Origin of the sequence: Streptomyces sp. NBC_00335 (assembly GCF_036127095.1) — a bacterium.
Classification (GTDB): Bacteria; Actinomycetota; Actinomycetes; order Streptomycetales; family Streptomycetaceae; genus Streptomyces.
Genome location: NZ_CP108006.1, coordinates 8457224 through 8476226, shown reverse-complemented (window position 1 = coordinate 8476226; position 19003 = coordinate 8457224). Strand labels below are relative to the sequence as shown.

At 68.2% G+C, this 19003-nt stretch carries 22 protein-coding genes and 2 pseudogenes; 9 read left to right on the top strand and 15 right to left on the bottom strand.

What is annotated here, in order from left to right:
• Positions 1 to 6: 6 nt before the first annotated feature.
• From OHA37_RS38375 to OHA37_RS38335, 9 genes and pseudogenes are all read right to left on the bottom strand, one after another.
• Positions 7 to 522, bottom strand: a complete 516-nt coding sequence (locus OHA37_RS38375; RefSeq protein ID WP_266913799.1) for a methylated-DNA--[protein]-cysteine S-methyltransferase — start codon at positions 520 to 522, stop codon at positions 7 to 9.
• A 16-nt stretch (positions 523 to 538) separates the two neighbouring features.
• Positions 539 to 1270 carry a 2OG-Fe(II) oxygenase gene (locus OHA37_RS38370; RefSeq protein WP_266913797.1) on the bottom strand — a complete coding sequence of 244 codons (732 nt, stop codon included), beginning with the start codon at positions 1268 to 1270 and terminating at the stop codon, positions 539 to 541.
• Positions 1271 to 1344: 74 nt separating this feature from the next.
• Positions 1345 to 1779 carry a nuclear transport factor 2 family protein gene (locus OHA37_RS38365; RefSeq protein ID WP_266913795.1) on the bottom strand — a complete coding sequence of 145 codons (435 nt, stop codon included), beginning with the start codon at positions 1777 to 1779 and terminating at the stop codon, positions 1345 to 1347.
• A 31-nt stretch (positions 1780 to 1810) separates the two neighbouring features.
• Positions 1811 to 2026, bottom strand: a pseudogene (locus OHA37_RS38360) (methylenetetrahydrofolate reductase); the annotation flags it as partial.
• Between the two features lie 11 nt (positions 2027 to 2037).
• On the bottom strand, positions 2038 to 2430 hold the full coding sequence (locus OHA37_RS38355) for a hypothetical protein (protein WP_266913793.1): 393 nt from the start codon (positions 2428 to 2430) through the stop codon (positions 2038 to 2040).
• A complete protein-coding gene (locus OHA37_RS38350; RefSeq protein WP_266913791.1) occupies positions 2423 to 3286 on the bottom strand; it encodes a heavy metal-binding domain-containing protein in 864 nt (287 codons plus the stop codon). Before OHA37_RS38350 ends, OHA37_RS38355 begins: the two co-directional genes overlap by 8 nt.
• A gap of 1 nt (position 3287) precedes the next feature.
• On the bottom strand, positions 3288 to 4160 hold the full coding sequence (locus OHA37_RS38345; protein WP_328694617.1) for a heavy metal-binding domain-containing protein: 873 nt from the start codon (positions 4158 to 4160) through the stop codon (positions 3288 to 3290).
• 377 nt (positions 4161 to 4537) lie between these two features.
• Positions 4538 to 4675, bottom strand: coding sequence for a hypothetical protein (locus OHA37_RS38340; protein WP_266913787.1), 138 nt, complete (start codon positions 4673 to 4675; stop codon positions 4538 to 4540).
• A gap of 143 nt (positions 4676 to 4818) precedes the next feature.
• Positions 4819 to 5619: a maleylpyruvate isomerase family mycothiol-dependent enzyme gene (locus OHA37_RS38335; RefSeq protein ID WP_266913785.1), complete on the bottom strand. Its 801-nt coding sequence runs from the start codon at positions 5617 to 5619 to the stop codon at positions 4819 to 4821.
• Between the two features lie 951 nt (positions 5620 to 6570).
• On the opposite strand from OHA37_RS38335, the gene OHA37_RS38330 reads away from it, so the two are divergent.
• Positions 6571 to 7146, top strand: a complete 576-nt coding sequence (locus tag OHA37_RS38330) for a hypothetical protein (RefSeq protein WP_266913783.1) — start codon at positions 6571 to 6573, stop codon at positions 7144 to 7146.
• Positions 7147 to 7286: 140 nt separating this feature from the next.
• Entirely contained in the window at positions 7287 to 7703 is a 417-nt protein-coding gene (locus OHA37_RS38325; protein ID WP_266913781.1) for a hypothetical protein, read from the top strand.
• A gap of 33 nt (positions 7704 to 7736) precedes the next feature.
• On the opposite strand, the gene OHA37_RS38320 is transcribed toward OHA37_RS38325, so the two are convergent.
• On the bottom strand, positions 7737 to 8381 hold the full coding sequence (locus OHA37_RS38320; RefSeq protein ID WP_266913779.1) for a transposase: 645 nt from the start codon (positions 8379 to 8381) through the stop codon (positions 7737 to 7739).
• A gap of 281 nt (positions 8382 to 8662) precedes the next feature.
• Between OHA37_RS38320 and OHA37_RS38315 the strand changes: the two genes are divergently transcribed.
• Positions 8663 to 8986 (top strand): hypothetical protein, encoded by a 324-nt coding sequence (locus OHA37_RS38315; RefSeq protein WP_266913777.1) that lies wholly within the window; start codon positions 8663 to 8665, stop codon positions 8984 to 8986.
• Between the two features lie 24 nt (positions 8987 to 9010).
• Positions 9011 to 9421, top strand: a complete 411-nt coding sequence (locus tag OHA37_RS38310; protein ID WP_266913775.1) for a phage tail protein — start codon at positions 9011 to 9013, stop codon at positions 9419 to 9421.
• A 356-nt stretch (positions 9422 to 9777) separates the two neighbouring features.
• Here the strand turns inward: OHA37_RS38310 and OHA37_RS38305 are convergent, their stop codons facing one another.
• Entirely contained in the window at positions 9778 to 10281 is a 504-nt protein-coding gene (locus OHA37_RS38305) for an SMI1/KNR4 family protein (protein WP_266913773.1), read from the bottom strand.
• Positions 10282 to 10818: 537 nt separating this feature from the next.
• On the opposite strand from OHA37_RS38305, the gene OHA37_RS38300 reads away from it, so the two are divergent.
• Positions 10819 to 11274, top strand: a complete 456-nt coding sequence (locus tag OHA37_RS38300; protein WP_266913771.1) for a hypothetical protein — start codon at positions 10819 to 10821, stop codon at positions 11272 to 11274.
• 21 nt (positions 11275 to 11295) lie between these two features.
• A pseudogene (locus tag OHA37_RS38295) lies at positions 11296 to 11565 on the top strand (IS5 family transposase); the annotation flags it as partial.
• A gap of 51 nt (positions 11566 to 11616) precedes the next feature.
• Here the strand turns inward: OHA37_RS38295 and OHA37_RS38290 are convergent.
• Positions 11617 to 12330 carry an alpha/beta fold hydrolase gene (locus tag OHA37_RS38290; protein WP_266913769.1) on the bottom strand — a complete coding sequence of 238 codons (714 nt, stop codon included), beginning with the start codon at positions 12328 to 12330 and terminating at the stop codon, positions 11617 to 11619.
• A 102-nt stretch (positions 12331 to 12432) separates the two neighbouring features.
• Positions 12433 to 13200 carry a transposase gene (locus tag OHA37_RS38285; protein ID WP_266913767.1) on the bottom strand — a complete coding sequence of 256 codons (768 nt, stop codon included), beginning with the start codon at positions 13198 to 13200 and terminating at the stop codon, positions 12433 to 12435.
• Between the two features lie 72 nt (positions 13201 to 13272).
• Between OHA37_RS38285 and OHA37_RS38280 the strand changes: the two genes are divergently transcribed.
• Entirely contained in the window at positions 13273 to 13656 is a 384-nt protein-coding gene (locus OHA37_RS38280; protein ID WP_266913765.1) for a hypothetical protein, read from the top strand.
• An 830-nt stretch (positions 13657 to 14486) separates the two neighbouring features.
• Here the strand turns inward: OHA37_RS38280 and OHA37_RS38275 are convergent.
• Positions 14487 to 14840, bottom strand: coding sequence for a ferrous iron transport protein A (locus OHA37_RS38275; protein ID WP_266913763.1), 354 nt, complete (start codon positions 14838 to 14840; stop codon positions 14487 to 14489).
• Positions 14841 to 15182: 342 nt separating this feature from the next.
• Positions 15183 to 15758 carry a hypothetical protein gene (locus tag OHA37_RS38270; protein WP_266913761.1) on the bottom strand — a complete coding sequence of 192 codons (576 nt, stop codon included), beginning with the start codon at positions 15756 to 15758 and terminating at the stop codon, positions 15183 to 15185.
• Positions 15759 to 16111: 353 nt separating this feature from the next.
• Here OHA37_RS38270 and OHA37_RS38265 point away from each other — a divergent pair, with 353 nt between their 5' ends.
• Both OHA37_RS38265 and OHA37_RS38260 read left to right on the top strand, forming a co-directional pair.
• Positions 16112 to 18151 carry an ABC transporter ATP-binding protein gene (locus tag OHA37_RS38265; RefSeq protein WP_266913759.1) on the top strand — a complete coding sequence of 680 codons (2040 nt, stop codon included), beginning with the start codon at positions 16112 to 16114 and terminating at the stop codon, positions 18149 to 18151.
• Entirely contained in the window at positions 18148 to 18933 is a 786-nt protein-coding gene (locus tag OHA37_RS38260; RefSeq protein WP_323182419.1) for an NUDIX domain-containing protein, read from the top strand. The genes OHA37_RS38265 and OHA37_RS38260 overlap by 4 nt, the downstream gene beginning before the upstream one ends.
• Positions 18934 to 19003 lie beyond the last annotated feature (70 nt).

The window sequence follows — 19003 nt, the reverse complement described above, 5'->3', positions numbered from 1 at the left end:
TTTCGTTCAGGTCGTGAGCATCGGCTGGAGGGCGCCCTCGTGGGTGAGCAGGGAGACTTTGCGGTCGATGCCGCCGGCGTAGCCGCGCAGGGTGCCGTCCGCTCCGATCACGCGGTGGCAGGGGCGTAGCAGCAGGAGGGGGTTGGCTCCGATCGCCGCGCCCAGGGCGCGTACCTGGCCACGGGGGACGTCAAGGCGCTCCGCGAGGGCGCCGTAGGTGGTGGTCGTGCCGTACGGGATCGTGTCGATGGCGTCCCAGACGCGCTCCTGGAATTCGGTGCCGCCTGCGGCGTACTCCACCTCGAAGCGGGTGCGACGGCCCTCGAAGTACTCCGCCAGCTGGTTGTTCACCTCGGTGAAGGCTTCGGGGTCGTGCCGCCAATCGGCGTGGGGCACGGTGGTGTTGCGGCTGTCCGGCATGGCCAGGGTCACCATGGTGAGGGCGTGCGGGGTGCGGGTGGATCGCTCGGCGACCAGGAGGAGGGTGCCCAGGGGGCTTTTGGTCCTCGTGAAGAGTTTCATCGGGCTTTCCTTTTCGTCAGCGGGCGTTGTGGAAGATCAGGCCCAGTACCGTGCGACGGCCCCGGTCGACGGCGTTGGTTCCGTGCTTCATGGGGTGGCGGCGGAAGCCGTGGACCCCGCGGACGGGTCGGTGCCGGACCGGGAAGATCATTCCCTGGCCGAGGGACGGTTTGACGACCAGCGCCCGGGACTGGGAGCGGGGGCGCTGCTCGACGAAGACGTTCTCGCCTCCGGTGAAGTCCTCGCCCGGCTCGTTGAGCATGATGGCGATTTGGAGGGGGAAGACGATGTCTCCGTAGACGTCCTGGTGGAGGCAGGCGTAGTCGCCCTTGTCGTAGCGCAGGAGGAGCGGGGTGGGCCGCGTTTGGCCGCCGGCCGCGCACTCGGCGAGCAGCTCGTCGAGGGTGGCGGGGTAGCTGCGCTCCTTCAGCTGCGGGGCCCACTGGTTGGCCATCCAGGCGACGAGGGGATACAGCTCCTCGCGCAGTCGGCCCACCAGCGGGATCACGGCGGGGTCGGCGAAGTATTTGTAGGAGCCGCGTCCGAACTGGTAGCGCTGCATCACCACGGTGGAGCGGAACAGCCGCGGCTCGTCGAACAGGGCGGCGATCTCCCGGCACTGCTCGCGGTCGAGGAGGGGCGGGGTGAGGGCCACGCCGTCGGTGTTCAGCTGCTGGAACAGCTCGTCCCGGTCGAGTACGCCGGGGGCGGTCGTGCGCGTGCGGGTACTCGGTGTGGAAAGGTTCATGGTGCTTCCCATGCTCGACGCCGGGCTGCCGGAGCGCTGGCTGCTTTCCGACGTCGAGTTCTGGGAGCCGGGTCTCAGGAGGCCCGCAGTGCGGTGGTCACCGCCGCCGGGTCCCAGTGGAAGGGGCGGATCTCGGTGATCCTTCCGTCCCGTACGGACATCAGCTGGACGATCCTGGTCTCCAGGACGCTGCCGGACGCGCGGGCCACGAACCGGACACGGCTGGTGACGACGACATCGGGGCCGTCGATGATCCGGTGCTGGTCCAGGAACTCGACCGACTGCCAGGCCTCCCCCATGACCGCCATGAACCGTTCGATGCCGTCGGGGCCGCGCCAGTCACCCGCGTACGGCAACCCGGGGGCAGGGCGCAGCACCACCTGCGGGTGGAGGCAGGCGACGATCTCCTCGAAGCCGGCCCGGCCCGGGCCGCCCGCGGCGATGTAGGCCGTTTCGGCGGCGTAGAACCGGGTCAGGGTTTCGGTCGTGCTCGGATTGGTGGTGGTCACTCGTCCCCTATCGAAGGGGGACGGGTGGGGGTTACAGCCGCGTGATGCCGAGGTTCTGCATGCTGCTGAGAGTCTGCGTGCTGCTGAGGTTCTGCGTGCTGCTGAGGTTCTGGTGGATCTCCAGGGTCGCGGTGGATTTGTTGAGGGTGATGTAGTGCAGGCCCGGGGCGCCCTCGGCCAGGAGGCGGTCGGACATGGCCGTTGCGTGCTCGACTCCGATGCGGTGGCCCGTCGCCGGGTCGTCCTGCCGATATCCGGTCAGGTCAGGAACCGCTCGACGGCTTCGCGGGCACGGGCATTCGAGGCCGCAGCGTCCGCCAGTGACCGGGCCAGGGCATCGATCCACTCGTCCAGGCCCACTGCGCGCCGCGAGAGCACGATGCCCCGTACCTCGTGGCAGATCTCCCCGGCCACCCGGCCCCGGTCCATCCGCAGCGCGAGCCGCTGCTCCCCGAGCGCCACGTCCAGTTCGACGACCGAACCCTCGCGCCCGGCCACCCGTTCCGCGACGGAACGCCTGCGCTTGACCCGCACAGTGCCGGGCGGCAGCGAGTCCGCCAGGTTCGCCGACAGCACTTTGACGTAGAGGTTCAGGTCCGCGCTGTCCCGGCGCAGTACCGCGGCCAGCAGTTCCACTTCCATCTCAGGCATCGAGGCTCAGCACCATGGTGGGTCGGTCGATGATGTGGTCGTCGCGAAGCGGGCGCACCGCTGTCCCGATCGCGAAGAACTCCGTGGTGTGCGATCCCCAGGTATGCGAGTGCTGCTTCAGCTGAACTGCCACGATCCCCTCGGCCTCCAGGGCCTTCCCCTCCGCCTGCATGCGGCTCATCGCCAGCTCGCGTGCATCGTAGAGTGCCTGGGTGAACGGCTCGATCTCCACGTTGCGGCCCGAGGTGCTCAGCACCTGGGCGAAGCGCTGGTGCGCCACGTGGTAGACGCACGACCCCATGACCATGTCCAGCGGCGCGTACCCGGCCCGGACCAGTGTCCAGAAGTCCTGGCCTGACAGGTTCGACGTGAACGGCTTGCCCTTGTTGTTGAGCCAGGTCCCGCCCGGTCCGGGGTCCGCACCGTCCGCCTTCACCGCCGTGCCGATCGCGAGGAACTCCGCGATGTCCGAGCCGAACTCCTTGAACTCGATGTCCAGCCGCACCCCCACGATCCCGTCCGCCCCCAGAGCACTCGCCTCGGCCTCCATCCGGCTCATCGCCAGCTCGCGCGCGTGGTACATGGCCTCGGACAGCTTGGTCAGCTCCTGGTTCTTCGACCACCGGCCGACCTGGATCCCGACGTGGTAGACCGAGGAGCCGAAGACGAGGCCGAGCGGGCGGAAGCCGACCTCGCGCACCAGCAGGAACTCGTTCACCGTCAGGTCCGAGGTGAAGAACGCCCCCTTCTCCCCCGGCTGAAGCTGCGCAAGCCGCCGCATCGCGTCCTCGGACACGCCCTCCGCAGCCGGCTGCGCGGCCTGCCCGGCCCGTTCTTGCCCCGTTCGCTCGGTCATGTCAGCGCTCTCGCTCCAGTCTCATGATGGTCAGTGGCTTGGGCCCGGCGGGCCGCTCGGAGCGGCCGAACCGGGCGATGGATGTGCCGACGAAGACCGCCTCCGCGATGAGGTCGCGCGAGTTCCCGTACACAGGGCACTCGCTCTCACGCACCCTCAACTCCATCTCGTCCACCACCAGCCCGTCGCCACCGTGCTTCGCCGCATCGAGGGCCAGCTGTTTCCGGGCATCTTGGCGGACGTGGTTGATCAGCTGGGTATAGCCGTCGACCTCCTGGTTCCCGGCGGCCCAGGAGGCCAGGCGGGAGGTGCGCCAGTCGTCGTGCCGGGTCTCGAGGGCGATGCCGAAGGCGAGTCCGGTGGGAACCCATCCGGCGTGTACGAGCGCTGCGAAGGCCTGGCCCGACAGGTGCGAGGTGAACGGCAGGCGCGGCCGGATGCGCGAGCGGGCGCGGACGGCGGTGCCCAGCACGGTGAACTCCAGACCCCCCGCCGGGAATTCGCCGACCCGCAGGTCCACCCCGACGATCCCGTCGCCGCCGAGCGCGCGGCACTCGGCCACCGCGCGGGCCAGCGCCAGCCGGCGCGCCGAGTACATGGTCCTCACCAACTGCGACAGGGACGACGCCCACATCGAGGACGGCACTTTCGCGCCGCCTGCGACCGACCACGCGCCCGGGCAGCCCCAGACGCCGGTGTACCCGATGTTGAAGACGGCCGTGCCGAGCACCTGCCCGACCGGCTCGAACCCGACACCCTTGATGGCGGCGAACTCCTCGGACGACAGCGCCGAGTCCCAGGTGTTGCCGGCCCAGGGCCTCGCCATCCCGCCCGCAGCGGCCCCCGCCGGACCAGCATCTCGTCGGTGTGTCATCGACTCCTGTGCCATCGCTCTCTCGGCTCATCGCGCGGATCGCGTCGCCCTTCGGCAGCGTATGTCATGGGAGCGATCAACGAAACGCTGGTCACAGGCTCCAACGGCTCTTCCGATCCAGCCTCTTGGGTAGGAATTCGTCGCCGTAAGGGCGTCAGTGGGCGAGGACGGCCTCCCGCCCACAGAGGGTCCAGCCAGGCCAGGGCCGCACTGAGAGGTTGTGGTCTTTCCGGGCTTGAGGACTGCGTTCTCTCGCTGTTCAGGCATAGGGTCGGCGGTCTCGTGGCAGTGGTGACGTGACGGGTCGTGTCGTGTCGTTGCTTTGGTGGAGGTCGAGGGGATGCCGTCGGTCGTGGGACTGCTGGAACGGCGTGAGCTCACCGCTCGCCGCTCGCCGTCGTGTCGACGAGCTGCGGGGCGCCGTCGTCGGCCGCGCCGCCTCCGAGGGTCCGCCGGCTCCCGGTGTGCAGCCGGCGCGGCCCGAACCGGCGGAGGCGGCCAAGCCGAACTGCCATCCAGGTAGACGGTCGGCTTGGTGACGCCCCGAGCGGCCGCCTCGCGGGTTTGAGCCCGGTGCCGCGACGGACGAACCTGGCGAGGAGCCGTGTCCTACCGGGTCCTACCGGCTCAAGGCGCGGCCAACCGCCCCCGCTCCGTCCTACTTCTCCTCCGGCTCCCAGGCGCGGAGCAGGTCGAGCAGACCTGCGTCTCCGTCAACGTGCAAGGAGTCGGCCTTGATCCGGTCGTACAGGTAGAGGACCAGCTCACTGGCCGTGCCGTGGACGGAGGCGCCGGCTGCGTCCGCGTCTTCGCCGGTCGCGGCGGTGGGCGCGGGGATGCGGGTGATGCGTGCGCCGTCCCCGTCGACGGCGAGGCGCCAGGAGCGGCCCTCGGTGGCGTGGAAGTCGAAGGCCGTGGGCTTGTGCGGCCAGGCACTCGGTGTTGCGCAGACGGTGAACAGGAACTCCTCCACACCGTCGAGTGCCAGCTCGACCGGCAGCGGCTGCGGGGCACCCCCGGCGACCTGGGCGTCGTAGGTGTGCACCGCGGTCTCCTGGACCCGGTGCCGGGCGGTGCCGCCGGCGGTCTGCGGTGACTGCGACGCGGGCCACCACGTCCAGCAACCGCTCTCCGGTCCCGCCGCGCGCAGGGCGCCCAGCAGAAGCTGCGTCGACGCGTCCAGCCAGGCCAACAGGGCCTCACGCTCCTGCGGCACTTCCAGCGCGGCGCGCGCGGCGACGGCCTCGGCCGGGGGACCGTCGGCAGCCCCCGCGTCGACGATGGCGGCCCAGAAACGGTCTCCCCCGCCCAGGTGCTTCACCAGATCGAACAGCGTCCACCCGGGGCAGGTCGGCACCTGCGCGTCGAGACCGGGCGCGGCGGCGACCACGGCGCGGAAGGCGGTCGACCGTTCATCGATCAGTCGCAACAGGTCAGGGAACTCAAGATTCTTTTCCACACCGGATACCTATCACCGTGCTCCGCTGATCGGACAGCGATTTTCGCAGTCGCGCTCGCCGGTCTGGACGCGAACGCGCAGGCGCAGCACCTCGCTTGGAACCGTGACTTCTTCACCCGGCACTCCCTGCTGCGCACCGCGATCCGGAAGTACCGCGACAACCGCCCCCGGGTACGCCGTACAGGTCGCGGATGCCCCCGGGAAATGCCGAAGCCGGCGGAGGGTCGCTCTGGGAGCAACCCGGCACACCGCCGGCTTCATGCAACGTTCAGGCCCGGAAAACCAACCAGCCTGTAACCCAACCTACAGGCCACGGCCCTGCGGCACAGCAGAAGCCGCCGAGGAGACGGCGCGATGCCCCGCAATCAGCCGGTCATCAACGAGGCCGACATCGCCCGCCCGTTCGGTGTCCCCGTGGCCACCTGACGCCGCCGTGACGCTCCCGCCTTCCTCCGCCACGCACCGGGCCTCCCCCCGAAAGCCGCTTCCTGATCTACAGACTGGCCCAGGCCGACGCCTACCTATCAGCCGGCACCGCCGTCTACGGCGCCCGGCTGTGGCCCAGGCACGAGCTCACCGCGCGCCGCGACAACGCACCGGGCGAGGGGAAGGCAACGGCAGTCGTGCCGCGTGCACACGCGCTCCTCCCCGCCGCCCGTGTACGTCACCCCGTGCCGGACCACCCCCGCCGCGGAGTCGGCGCTCCCACTGCGCCCGGCCGCCGCCTCCAGGGCAGGGCGCTCCCCCACCTGGGGGCGGCGGCCGGGCGCAGTGGGACCGTACGGCCGGCCGCAGGCAGGGGGCCGTGTGCGCCATGGCGGCACAGCGCGGGCCAGTGATGTCGATAAGCACTGGTCGACTTCACGTGCTGGAACTGAAAGAGGCGGCCCGCGTCACCTGTACGGCCCACCCTTGGGCGAGCTCCGCGCCATCACGGGCGAGGATGGGTCCATGGTCGACACTCGCTGGGGGAAGGCGACGGATTGGATCACCGCCATGGTGGCCACTGCAGCGCTCGTCATCTCGCTGCTGGGCTACTTCCAGGCCAACGACGCCAACAACGTGGCGCGTGGTGCCACCGGTCAGGCCGTTCGGGCTAACGACGAGGCGCTCAGAGCGAACCACCAAGCCGAGCAGAACGCCCGGAGGGCGCAGGCCGAGCAGATCGCCTTCTACTGGCAGGTGAAGGACGGGGAGGGAAGCCTGCGCATCCTGAACACCTCCTTGTCGTATATCACCGACGTCGTCGTGGCCTTCGACGACGGAAGCTACATCGACGTCGGAAGCCTGAGCGGCTGCACGCAGTGGTCCTTGTCTCCGCCGAGCAGGACCCTTCCCAACGGGGAGGTCGTGGCGCTCTCCGCGAAGGACTCCCCCTCACAGCTCCACTTCACCGACGCCCAGGACCCCTCCGGAACCTGGTCGGTACGCGACCGCACCAGGCCCCAGACCACCAAGCCGCTCAAGCTCCAGGAGATCTCAGAACAAATCCACTACGACCTGTCAGACACCAAGCACTGCGGCTAGCAGGTCGTTTCATAGTGAGGCCGACGAGGAGTGGAGTGTGCTGTCGTGCTCGGCCTCGTCCGTAAGATCCCTCCATGTCTGCTGACGAACGCGTAACTCGGTCCATGTGTCGTGTCCAGCCGATATCGGATCCTCGGCCGATGCCGGAGCTGCCCCGGCGAATCTGGTCAGAAGAAGACTGGGAGCGAATCCAGCGCGGCTTCGGGGCAGGGGACATGGACGAGAAGTGGGACGTCTTCACAGAGGGTGAGGTTGTCTTCCTGCATCGAAGCTGGACCGGTTACGGAGTGTTCGCGGCGACCTTCGCGCCGGTTGATGGCGGTGGATGGCGGATCGCCAAAGCCGAGGTAGAGCGTGATGCCGAGCGCTATGGAGGCACGGACGATGCCTACGACTGCCTCATGCTTGAGTTGGTGATCACCGCCATCGTGCTTGGCGAACCAGCGCCTGATCTCCGATCGAAGCTGGTGGAGTTGACCCGCCGGAAGTCGCGCTCTGCTGATGCCCCGGCTGGTCTGATTCAGCACAGTGCTCTGGGACTGCGCTCAGACTCCTAACGAACTCGTGCAAGGTGCAGGTTGTCCAGTTGGTCACTGTGGCTGCCCGGCCCCACGGGTGGCGGTCTGCTGGTGTGAAGGCAGTCCGGCCACGGCTTGGATGGTGTCGCTCATGTGCTCGCGGCGACCCAGGTGCCAGGCGAGGGACCGCCAGTTCTTGAGATGTGCGATGCCGTGCTCGACCCTGATCCGGCGTGAGGAATGTGCCTTGCGCTGGCGTTCGTAGATCTCCTCATACCACTCCGGCGGGTTCTTCTTGAACTTGCGGTGTGACGGTGTCACGACGCGGCCGCCCGTCTGGGCGCCCAGCCCCTGGTAGCCGGCGTCGGCGAGGACCATGACTTTGACCGCGTTCTGCTTGTTCTTGCCGGAAATGAACTTCTCCCGGTCCTTGCGGCCGGCGGCTGGCCTACGGACCCGGATCTCGGTGCCGTCGATGATCCCGGTCTGACCGCTCCCGCCGAGGTGGTCGATGACCTCGGCGAGGCTGCGGAGCCGGACGACGGCCGCGACGGTGCAGCCACGTGTCGCGAGCAAGGGCCGCGCCTCGCCGATCGCCCGGGTGATCGTGGAGCGGTCGACACCGAACCAGCAGACCAGCACATCGTGAGTGACACCGCGGCGGAGGTGAACGAGCGTGGCCAAAAGCCGGTCGATGAAGACCAGCCGGTGCTTCACACCTGCGCCAACGGCCCGCTGGCGTGGTCTGGCTTCCAGCCTCGCCTGGTGCCGTGCGTGCCATAACGGGCCTACCTCGGCGACGAGTTCGGCGATCGCATCGACCGAGAACGGTCCGCCGGAAGCTCAGGGGCGAACCTCCACGTCTGGTCACCGCATCACTCGCAAGCGAGTCGAACCGGCTCGGCCGGCACCGATGAGCATCGCTGCAGCCCTCATCGGCCACCGCCGTTTGAAGACGAACACCAAGCCAGCTCCACGGCTACTGCAGAATGGCTCAAATGAGCGAATCGACTGAGCAGGTGCAGACCGCCGATCGCCTTTGGCAGGAATTCCGTCGAGAGCCCTTCCCCGACAGCTTGCGACATGCCGCGTTCGGGGGCGCACATGTGTGGCTCCTTGAGTTGGACATCGCCGGCTGCGTTCTTCGTTGGCTCGACAGCGGCGGCACTCTCGACCCGAAGAACAGCCTCCTCCTGCAGAACTGCATCGAGGGCCTGGAGCAAGTCATGCCTGAGATCATGGACCTTGAAGGAGCCCAGTACTGCCGGCGGTTGCACCAGCTCGCTGTGCTCGCGTCAAGGAATCCACCCGGCACCGAATGAGACAGCCCAAGTACCAGCAGTCCATTGCGAGGAGGTCCTCCGATTCCGTTCTCCAACTTCTCCGTCGCCATCGGTGACGACGTCATGGAGTTCACGGCCGTGACAGGGATCAGTTCTGCCTGCGCACTGCCCTGCGCCGCGCACCGCCGTGGAGACAACCGTGTCGAGGTCACCTTCGCTCGTGGCGCCTTCGCAGGATCTGAGGAACTCCTGGACTGGCTGTTCACCTCAGGCCAACTACAGGGACCCGTCGTGGACGCCCTGGTCACTCTCACCGACCCTGCCGACGCCAAACCGGTCATGGCGTGGGTGCTTCGCGATGCCCGGCCCGTGTCGCTCATCGCCCCCGACCTCGACGAGGACGGAACACCCGCTCTCATCGAGATCCTCAAACTCTCCGGAACTGAACTCCTGACCTTCCCCCGACCCGTTTAGCAGAAGGTGCGATCTTTCGCCTTCATGTCAGTGCGTCACCTGCCCATCTCGAATCCGATGGCAGTGGATCACATCTGATTTTGCGTCAGCTGGCAGGGTGCGACGCAGCAAGCGCCGCCGAGTCGGCCTACGCCTCGACCTTACGGTCGGGCGCCTGATGGGGGGGCCGATGTGCGGGACCTCGTCAGGGTCTGCTTCACGGGCCAGGTGACGCGGCGAGCGGTGTTGAAACGAGCGCGCCCCAGCCAACCGGCCATCAGGAAGGGAAACACATCGTTCCCCTTCGGTAGCGGCAGCTTCTCCACCAAGCGTTCGAGCCCGAGGCGCTCTCAACGCGTCGGGCTCCCCGCGATCGGTCAGCCCCACCAACCGTCGCCAGCTTGCCAGCGCTGAACCCACTCCAGGAAGCCGAAGGCTTCCGGCCCCGGATATTGGTGGGCGCCCGCGTCGCCGAGCAGCCAGATGTTGCCCCGCTGGGGACCGGTGACGACGAGTACCCAGTAGGAGAGCTCATCGTCGGTGCCCAGCACGATGGAGCCGTGGCCGTAGACGTCAGCGACGCGCTTGTCGTGGTCCGCGGCAAGGGGCTCGCCCTCCCAGGCCCAGGTCTCCTGGAGCGGGAACGGCGCGGCGGGATTCCGTTGAACTTGGTAAGGCCAGCCCGGTGTGAGCCAGCCCAGGGGCAGCAGGCCGCCGTCCTCCGGCGGCCCGACCGCGGACCCGTTGGCGATCTCCGCGACCAGACTCCGGTACGGCTCCGGAAGTACGGCCCCATTCTCGGCTTCCCAGGCCGAGACCGCCGTGTAGCCGAGAGCCGGCTCCCGCCACTCCGGCTCGAATGCCGAGCTCAGGAACTCCAAGGCAGCCTCATCAGGAAGCTGATGCGGTGGTGCGATTGTCATGTCACCATGCTTTCAGATGGGGGCGGTCGGGCCGCTGTGAGTATCCGTTGACGCCAGCTCCGGCGCGACTCGGTCCTTCGCGGTTGCCTCCGCCTTAGCTTGGGTCGCCCCGAACACGGCCTGGATGCACCCGCGGTGAGAGTCGCCCTTGCACAGAGCAATCGAGGCACGCATCGACCGCGGCCCCGGCGTCTGCCTGGCATACGCCGTACTCAGCCCTCGACCTCGATCTGCTCGGCGAGCGTCACGACCGGGCATCGACCGCTCAGACACTTGAAGCGACGCACGGGTCAGCTCGATGACTACGAGGCTGCCGGCCACGGGCGCGTCGCCGAGCCGGCGGACCGTACCGGCCGTGCACCCGCCACGACGGCAGGGGCTCATCCCGGACCTCGTCGGGTGCAGCGCTGTGGCGATGCGCTGAGTGGTCGTGACCTGCCGCGTCGTCTCGGATGGGCGTTCCTCCTACTATGGGCACCTCGACGAGGGAGCAGAGTGGATCTCAGAGCACCGGTACCGTCTCGAAGGCTTGGGCCGTACGCACTGACCGATGACGGGATCGCAGCACTGCTGGCACGCTACGAGTTCGGTGATTCCTGTGTCCGCCGGGTGATCCTTGACCAGGAGTTCGGACGGAACCCGCGGGGCCGAGCAGTCAGAATTGTGATCGATGCACGGGTGGTGGACGAGGCCCTGCGGTGGGAGCCGGTGTGCCTGGACCTGGTCGACGTAAAGCGATTCCGGATCGACGAGAGCCGGGGCTCCCCTGCGGGGGTGCTCTACGATCCCCCGCAGTTCACCCGGTTCGACGGGCTGATGCAGGTAGATCTGTGCGCTGAGCGGTTCGGCAGCCTTCGGCCGGGGAGTGGGCAGGAAGTCTTCGAAGGCTCGGAGTTGGTCTTCGAGGCGGTCGAGGGCACGTGGAGTGTCCTGGAGCCGTGGAACGTGTGACACCGCGCCCATCAGCACGCGGCTTCCAGCAAGAAGCGCGCTGACCTGCGTCGCCGAGGGATCCGCTGCGCCATCCCGGACAAGGTCGACCAGGCGCGCCACCGCAAACAGCGCGGCTCTCGCGGCGGCCGGCCGCCGAAGTTCGACCCGGACGGCTACCGTGAGCGCCACGCGGTCGAGTGTGGGATCAACCGCCTCAAGAGGTACCGCACCGTCGCCACGCGATACGACGAGCTAACGGTCCGCTATGAGGCGACCGTCCTCATAGCGGCCATCGGCGCATGGCTGTGAGCAGCACACATCAAGCGCGTCCATATCCAGCCCGCAGGCATGGAGGTGCTCTCACTCCACGGCAGCATTGAGGAGAATCTGCGCCAGCTCGCGCGGCTGGGAGAACATCGGCCAATGGCCGGTGTCCATCTTGACCAGCCGCCAGCGCTTGCTGTTCAGCAGCTCAGCCACATCTTCGTCGGGCTCGGCGTCGTCAGGATCGGCCCCTGGCACCACGCACAGGACGTATGTCGCCGGAAGTTCACCGAGCGGCCCCGACAGCACAGCGGGCTCGGTCAGCGTGGCACCTGGGTGAGGCGTCGAGCCACGCACGAGGCGCGCGATCTGCTCATCGGTGAGACCCTCGCCTTCGTAATGAGCAGCTGGCGCGAGCGGCCAAAACCCTCCGCTCTCGGCGATCGACGCCTCCACTGCCGCCCCGCCGTCCGGCCAGGCGGAGACAAACGACTCGCCGTCAGTTGGAACGCTTGAGTCGACGAATACAACGCGGGCCAGTCGGTCACCGATCCGCTCCGCGGCCTGACCTACCGGGATGCCCGAATAGCTGTGACCCACCAGGACTACGTCACGCAGACCCTGGCGTTCCACCTCGGCAACGATGTCCTGAACGTGAGTTCCTTGCCCCGCCGGTACACCCTGCTTGTCAGCAAGACCGGACAGGGTCAACGGATAGACGCCGTGGCCGGCCGCGCGCAGATACGGCACCACCTCGGCCCACGCCCACGCCCCGAGCCGTGCACCTGCAACCAGCACGAAATTCACCATGCCCGCACCGTAGCCGGGCAGCCTGACGATCTCCTAAGGCTTGTCCCGCAACTGATCTCCGAGTCGCCTCGGACGTGGTGGGCAGTGGTGCGAGCCGTCTGCCTATCCGGCGAGGGCGAGGTTGTGCATCCGGGCGATGCCGAGCATAGCGTGGTGGACGCCGTCGCCTTTGAGGCGACAGTCGCGGAGGATCTTCCAGGTCTTCATGCGGGCGAAGACGTGCTCGACACGGGCGCGAACCTGCTTGGGGGACTGGTTGTGCGCCTGCTTCCACTCGGCCAGGTCTTCGCCCTTCCGTCGGCGGTGGGGTATGACAAGTCCGGTGCCCGGGTATCCGCCGTCGGCGATCGTCATGGTCTTGCCGACGGCGGCTTGGGCGCCGGATTCCTCCCATGCCTTGCAGTCGTTGCGGTTGCCGGCGAGTGGCCGGCCGACCACGACGACCATGCGGGTGTCGGCATCGATGACGACCTGGTGGTTGGTGGAGTACCGGTAGTTCTTCGACTGCTCGGCGATGGTGTGGTCGCGGGTGGGGATCAGGGTGCCGTCCACGATGAGCACGGTGTCCTTGGCGAACCGCTTGCGGGGGTGGAGGGCGAGCACTGGCCCGAGGTGGTCGATGATCCGGTCTGCCGCCGACTTGGATACCCCGAACAACGGGGCGAGCTGGCGCATGGTCAGGTTCGTGCGCCAGTAGGCCGAGACCAGCAGTGCCCGGTTCTCGAGCGGAAGGCCCCAGGGCCGGCCCTTGCGGACCGCGTCCGCACCCTGACGCCGCAGAAGCGTCACCAGCTTCCCGAAGGCGCGCGGGCTCAGCCCGGAGAACGGGGCTATCCAGGACGACTCCGACGCCGTGATCACACCAGCCACGTGGCGATCATTTCAGTTGCCGATGACGCCTGCTCTGGCCGATCCTGTCCACTCGCAAGCGAGGAGGACCACGTGGGCTTGACTCTGTTCCCAGGAGACGGAGACGTCAGCAGCCCGGACGTCCAATGGTCCTGCATCAGCTTCAACGCCTTCCGGGAACGGCTCGCACGGGCAGAGGGGTTCAGCCTCCCGGAGATGTGGGGCTTTGGCGGCGATCGGCCGTGGAGTGACATCTCCTCCACCCTGGAGCCGCTCCTCGATCACCCGGATGTCGGCGGTGACGATCTCTCTACTGCCGCGTGCGCTGCGATGCTGCCTCGCCTCCGAACGATCATCGGCGAATGGCTGGAGGAGCCCGACGAACCACTCCTCCAGCAGCACATCCAAGACGCTCAACAGCTGATGGTCGTCCTGCGTCTCTGCGTAGACAAGAGCGTCGAGCTCATCTTCCTCTGACGTTGAGGCGGGCCCAGGTGGCCGACACCCCACCCCGGCCGCAGTTACGGGACAACCCTTAGGAAATACTTTCGATACGCACCCAAGGTGATCGTGGGCTTGGCAGGCCTGTCGGTCCGGTTCTTGGAGCGCATACGAATCCGCCCGTCGCGGGTACCGAGTCCTCCGTGAGCATGAATTACGAAGGGCCGACGGCTACCCGAGACGGGAGGAGGCGATCCCGTGCCGCCGCCATCAGGCGCCGAGAGTCATCACCCAGGACTCCTTGGACGGTCTGGACTCCGTTTCCGAGTGCCGTCGGAAGATCAACCGCCGATGGACGAACGGAGCGGGGCTGTGTCTGACCGACCGAGGAGCCGAGTACGAGGAAGGGTTTCCCTCTCTGCGTGGTCGGATACCTTCTGGTCTTCGCGGTCGGCTGGTCGTTGGCCACGGCATTGATCCCCGTGGAGACGGGGCTCGTTCTGGGAGGCGTACGGCGAGAACTGGGACTTCATTGCCGTCGTACTGCCACTGGGGGCCGCATATCGCTCTTCCTCCTCCTGCTGCTGTACGTCTGCGGGCGGTCCCTGAGCCGGGGCGGATGCCGAGCCTGGGCGATCGACTTGCCGACATCGCCTCGCCTACAGGGTGCCGCGCACAATTCGGCTGTTCGTAGGCCGGCCCCGAAGCAGGCCGGACCCTACGGCACCCAACTCATGCGCCACGCTCCCGGATCGGGCCGTTCGGCCCGCACGCAAGAGCCCGGAGGCCCAGCCGCCCCGCCACACTTTCGTGGCCTTCCTGGACCGGCGCGACGGCTGCCCCACCAAGAGCTGGTCACCTTCGCCCTAGGCTTCGGGCTCTTGCTCAGCCCGTAGGTACCGACCCTGGATCTGGGCCTTGCGGTAGGGACCGGCCCCGTCGCAGTCGTACTGCGGTGCGTCAAATGTGACCCAGTACAGCAGCTCGCCCTTCAGCGCCTGGGCACGTGTACTCGGCTCGGGTGCGCCCATGGCATCGATCGTTCCAGCAAACTCGACCTGCCAAGGACCGTCCCAGCCCTGGTCGCGAACCACCGTGACGCGGCTGCCCGGCGCCAGTGCACCCGGCGGCCATGTCTCGCTCAGGGCGCGACCGAGGATGTGCTCCATCGCCTGGCGGTCGTCTACGTCCGCAGGAACAGGGCCGGAACTGTCTGTCATGCCGCCACCCTGCCCACATCGCTTCAGGAGCGCCAGCGGATAAGGAACAACGAGCCGCAGTACCTTGCGATCCGGCGCGCTTGAGGCCCGGATGGGCCGCGATCTCGTTGCGGGTGGTGCATCCGGGAGTGACGGCGCGACTTCAAGCGTCCGGCCAAGTGGTTTCCCGTGTTTGCGCTACGCGAATCCCAAGGCGGCCGATGATGTCGGGATCCCAGGGGATCGCGGCTCATCACCGTGGACGGCACCACCTACCGGTGGCAGCCTCGCTATGGCCTGTCCTGTCATCCAGCGCGGTCCGGTACCACGCCCCTCCCCCATGGATATGGGTTGTGCGCAGGTCTACGGGAGCTTCAGCCACGGGCTGCGGTACGGCATCGTCCACGTTCCGGAAGAGGTCCAGTTGATCTGGGTGTAGTTGGCATACGACTCACCCGTCTCGGCCGTGGTGTCGCTGAAGTCGGGAGCCGTGAAGTGCCTGTCGTTGATGGCCCCTGAGGGACAGGGGTACACCTTGTTCGATACGACTTGCGAATTGCCCGTCCGGACTGTCCGAATCGCGATATTGCACGCCGGGTGCCCCGCAGCCAGGCTGATGTACGCGTCCGGGCGCCCCACTCCCCACCGGGGCGAGCTGATACAGGCCTTGATCTTGACGTACTGCCCGCCGGTCCCGGCGTAGTAGGTGCCGCAGCCTCCACCACTGGCCGCCTGGGCGTTGGTCCCCGCCATGACGGACGCCACCACCACTCCAGTTACGCCGACGGTTCGTGCGACGGTGCGAACGGATCCACGCATGATTTCCCCCGTGCGAGTTCCCTGCCGGGCATCGGCAGGACGATGGGTTTCACGATAGGACAGGCCGCGTGCTCTGGAGCACAGGCTCTGCGTGAGGTCGAGGATGATCGGAGCTTCCAACTTCAGAAGCGTGTAATGGAATTGACGGTCCGCCCGGAGCCTTACAAGCAGGCCACGCAAGCCCCCGATCGGGTGCCGCTCCTCCGCAACCACTCGAACGCGTGAGTTCAAACGGCACCAGGCAGGCCGCTCCCACTCAAGGCCAGGTATCCGTATTGGCGTTCGAGATATTCACGCGTTCGAGGCCGTTACGACCATGGAAGCGGGGCGTTCTTAGAGCACTAGTACCAACCAGCCGCCCATATGGAGGACATCGTGAATGCTGAGCCCACTCCCAGTCATCACCCTCTCAAAATCGAACTGGCCGAAGTCTGCGCCTGTCACTCGGCACTGACAGCTACGGGGTGGACGGCATGAGCGAGGCCACCGAGGCAGCTGATCCCACCGATGCGGCAGAGAGCGTGCAGGCCGAGGCCGAGGACACCATCTCGGATGCGGAACGTGAGCTCTACGGTGGGCGGCTGCGATACGACCAGTCCTTCGTCCGGCACGAAGGCCCCTTGACCCGGCTCGGGTTCGGGCACATGGCCGCCGCCCTGCCGCGCATGGTGGCGATGGTCCTGCGCACCGGCTGGCAGACCGACCCGCGTGCCCTGGCCGGGGTCGTGGCGGCGCAGTTGGGGCAGGGTGTGGCGGCCGGTTGGGGGCTGGTGGCCGTCAACAGCGTGCTCACGGAGCTGTTCGCGGCCGGGCCGACCGCCGGCAAGCTCCGCGAGGCGTTGCCGTCGCTGGTGGTGCTCGGGGTCACCGCGGTGGTCACGGCGCTGCTGGCGGCGTGGTCGACGGCCATGTCGGGCCGGCTGGAGCCTCAGGTGGAGCGGGCGGTGTCCGCCCGGTACTACGCGGCCGTCACCGGTGTCGAGGTGGAAGCGACCGAGCGGCCGGAAGTGCAGCGGATGCTGGAGGCGGGACGGTTCGGCACGGACTCCGCACGGAACATGCTGCGGCTGTCGGTCGGCGTGGGGAACGTGGTCATCGGCATGGCTGCGGCCGCCGTGGTCCTGGTGTCGTTGCACTGGGCCTTGCTGCCGATGCTCCTGGCCATCGCGCTGCCCAAGGGGTGGGGGGCGGTTCGCTCCGCTCGCCGCGAGTACCTCTCCCGGCTGCACTGGGTGGACCACCGCCGGGCGATCTCCTCTCTGCTGGCCTACCTGACCCGCCCGCACGCCGCCGGAGAGATCCGTGTCCACGCCGCCGGGACGAAACTGCTGGCCGGCTACGAGGAGATGTCCCGGCAGACCGAAGCCGAGCAGCGGCGTCTGGCTCGCGCCCAAGCCGGCACGGACCTGGTCGCGGGCGGCTTCGCCGGGGTGGCGTCCCTGGGCTGCTACGGAATGCTGTGGTGGCTGCTGGCCGTCGGCGGGCTGCCACTGGCCGTCGGGGGGACCGCGGTGGTCGCCATCAGGACCTCGACCGCACGTCTGTCATCCCTGGTGCAGCAGGTCAATCGCCTCTACGAGGAGCTGCTGTTCCTCACCGACACCGAGGACGCCATCACGATCGCGGGTGAGCACGCCATCCCCCTGACCGGCGACGCCCTCCCCTCTCCCCTGCGGTCGGTGCGCACCGAGGACGTGACCTTCACCTACCCGGGAGCCGACACGCCGGCCCTGAGGAGCGTCAGCGTGGAGATCCGGCGGGGCGCGGTGACGGCCCTGGTCGGGGCCAACGGTTCGGGCAAGACCACCCTGACGAAGGTGATCGCGGGACTGCTCCTGCCCGGTGACGGCAGCGTGTGGTGGGAGGGCGATTCGGGTGAGCGGGTCGAGCTCCGCGAAGCGGACCGCGGGCAGGTGTTCGGGGCGGTCGGAGTGCTGGCGCAGGACTTCCCGCGCTGGGAGATGACCGCCGCCGCGAACGTGGCCATCGGCGCCGGCGACCGCCCCCGTGACATGGGCGCCGTCCGCGGGGCCGCCCGGGACGCGGGCGTGCTCGACTTGATCGAGAGCCTCCCGAACAGCTGGGACTCGATCGTCTTCAAGGGCTACGAACGCGGGGTCCAGCTGTCGGGCGGGGGCTGGCAGAAGCTGGGTACGGCTCGGACCCTGTACCGGGGTGCACCCTTCCTCTTGGTCGACGAGCCCACCTCCGCCCTCGATCCGCACGCGGAAATCGCCGCCTTCAAGGGCCTCTGGTCGCTGGCGGAGAAGGGGCATGCGGTCGTCCTCGTCACCCACCGGCTCGCCGCCACCATGAATGCCGACCACATCTACGTCCTCGCCGGGGGACGCGTCGTCGAGGAAGGCACCCACGCGGAGCTGATGGCCCAGGAAGGCACCTACCGGGGGATGTTCACCGCCCAGGCCGCTCAGTACGGGATCGGATCGGCCTCGGAATCGGTACCCGGCCCGCGCAACACGCCGCCGGCCGACCACGAGGAGGCGGCGCTGTGACACACGGCGGACAGATGACGCCGGAACCCGGTTCCGAGTACAGCACCCCCACCGAAGGCGAGAAGCCCGCCGTGCCGCCCAGCCACGCCCACGTCCGCAAGACCGTCGAGGCGTATCTCACCCACCACCCGGACGAGCGGAAGACCCTGGCCGGACTCCTGTCCGCGCTGGACCAGCCCGACGACGCGACCAGCCGGACGGCGCTGCCGGGCCACGTCACCCGCAGCACGGTCGTCATCGACCGCAACCCCCACGTGCTGAACATCCGGCGCCACGCGGCCGAACACCCGCCAGAGGCCCGGCCGAACGAAGCCGCGCCGGCCTGGGACGGAGGCCGCAGGACCGTACTGAACGGCATCGGCGTCCATCTCCACCTGGAGGACGAGGACGGACGTGTGCTCCTCGGACTGCGCCACCCGGGCGTCGCGTACGCGGGGAACACCTGGCACTTCCTCGCGGGGAAGTGCGAGCGGGAGTCCGCGGTCACCTGCCTGGTGCGCGAGGCCCGCGAGGAAGCGGGGCTCGTCATCGACCCGCAGGACGTGGAGCTGGTACACGTCGTGCACGTCGTCGACACCCCCGGTGGGCAGCCGCTGATGCAGATGGTCTTCCGGGCCCGTCGTTGGGAGGGCGTTCCCGAGCTCCTCGAACCCGACAAGTGCCTCGCCTGGCAGTGGTGGGAGCCGACCGATCTGCCGGAACGGCTCGTCCCCTACACCCGCGCGGCCATCGAGGGAATCATGGCCGGCCGTTCCTACACGGAGCTTGGGTGGAAGCGATGACCGCCGCCCCGGGCCTGGCCGGGCAGCGGGGGGCCTGCCGGCCGCATCCGGGTTGCGGGGCGCGCGGGGG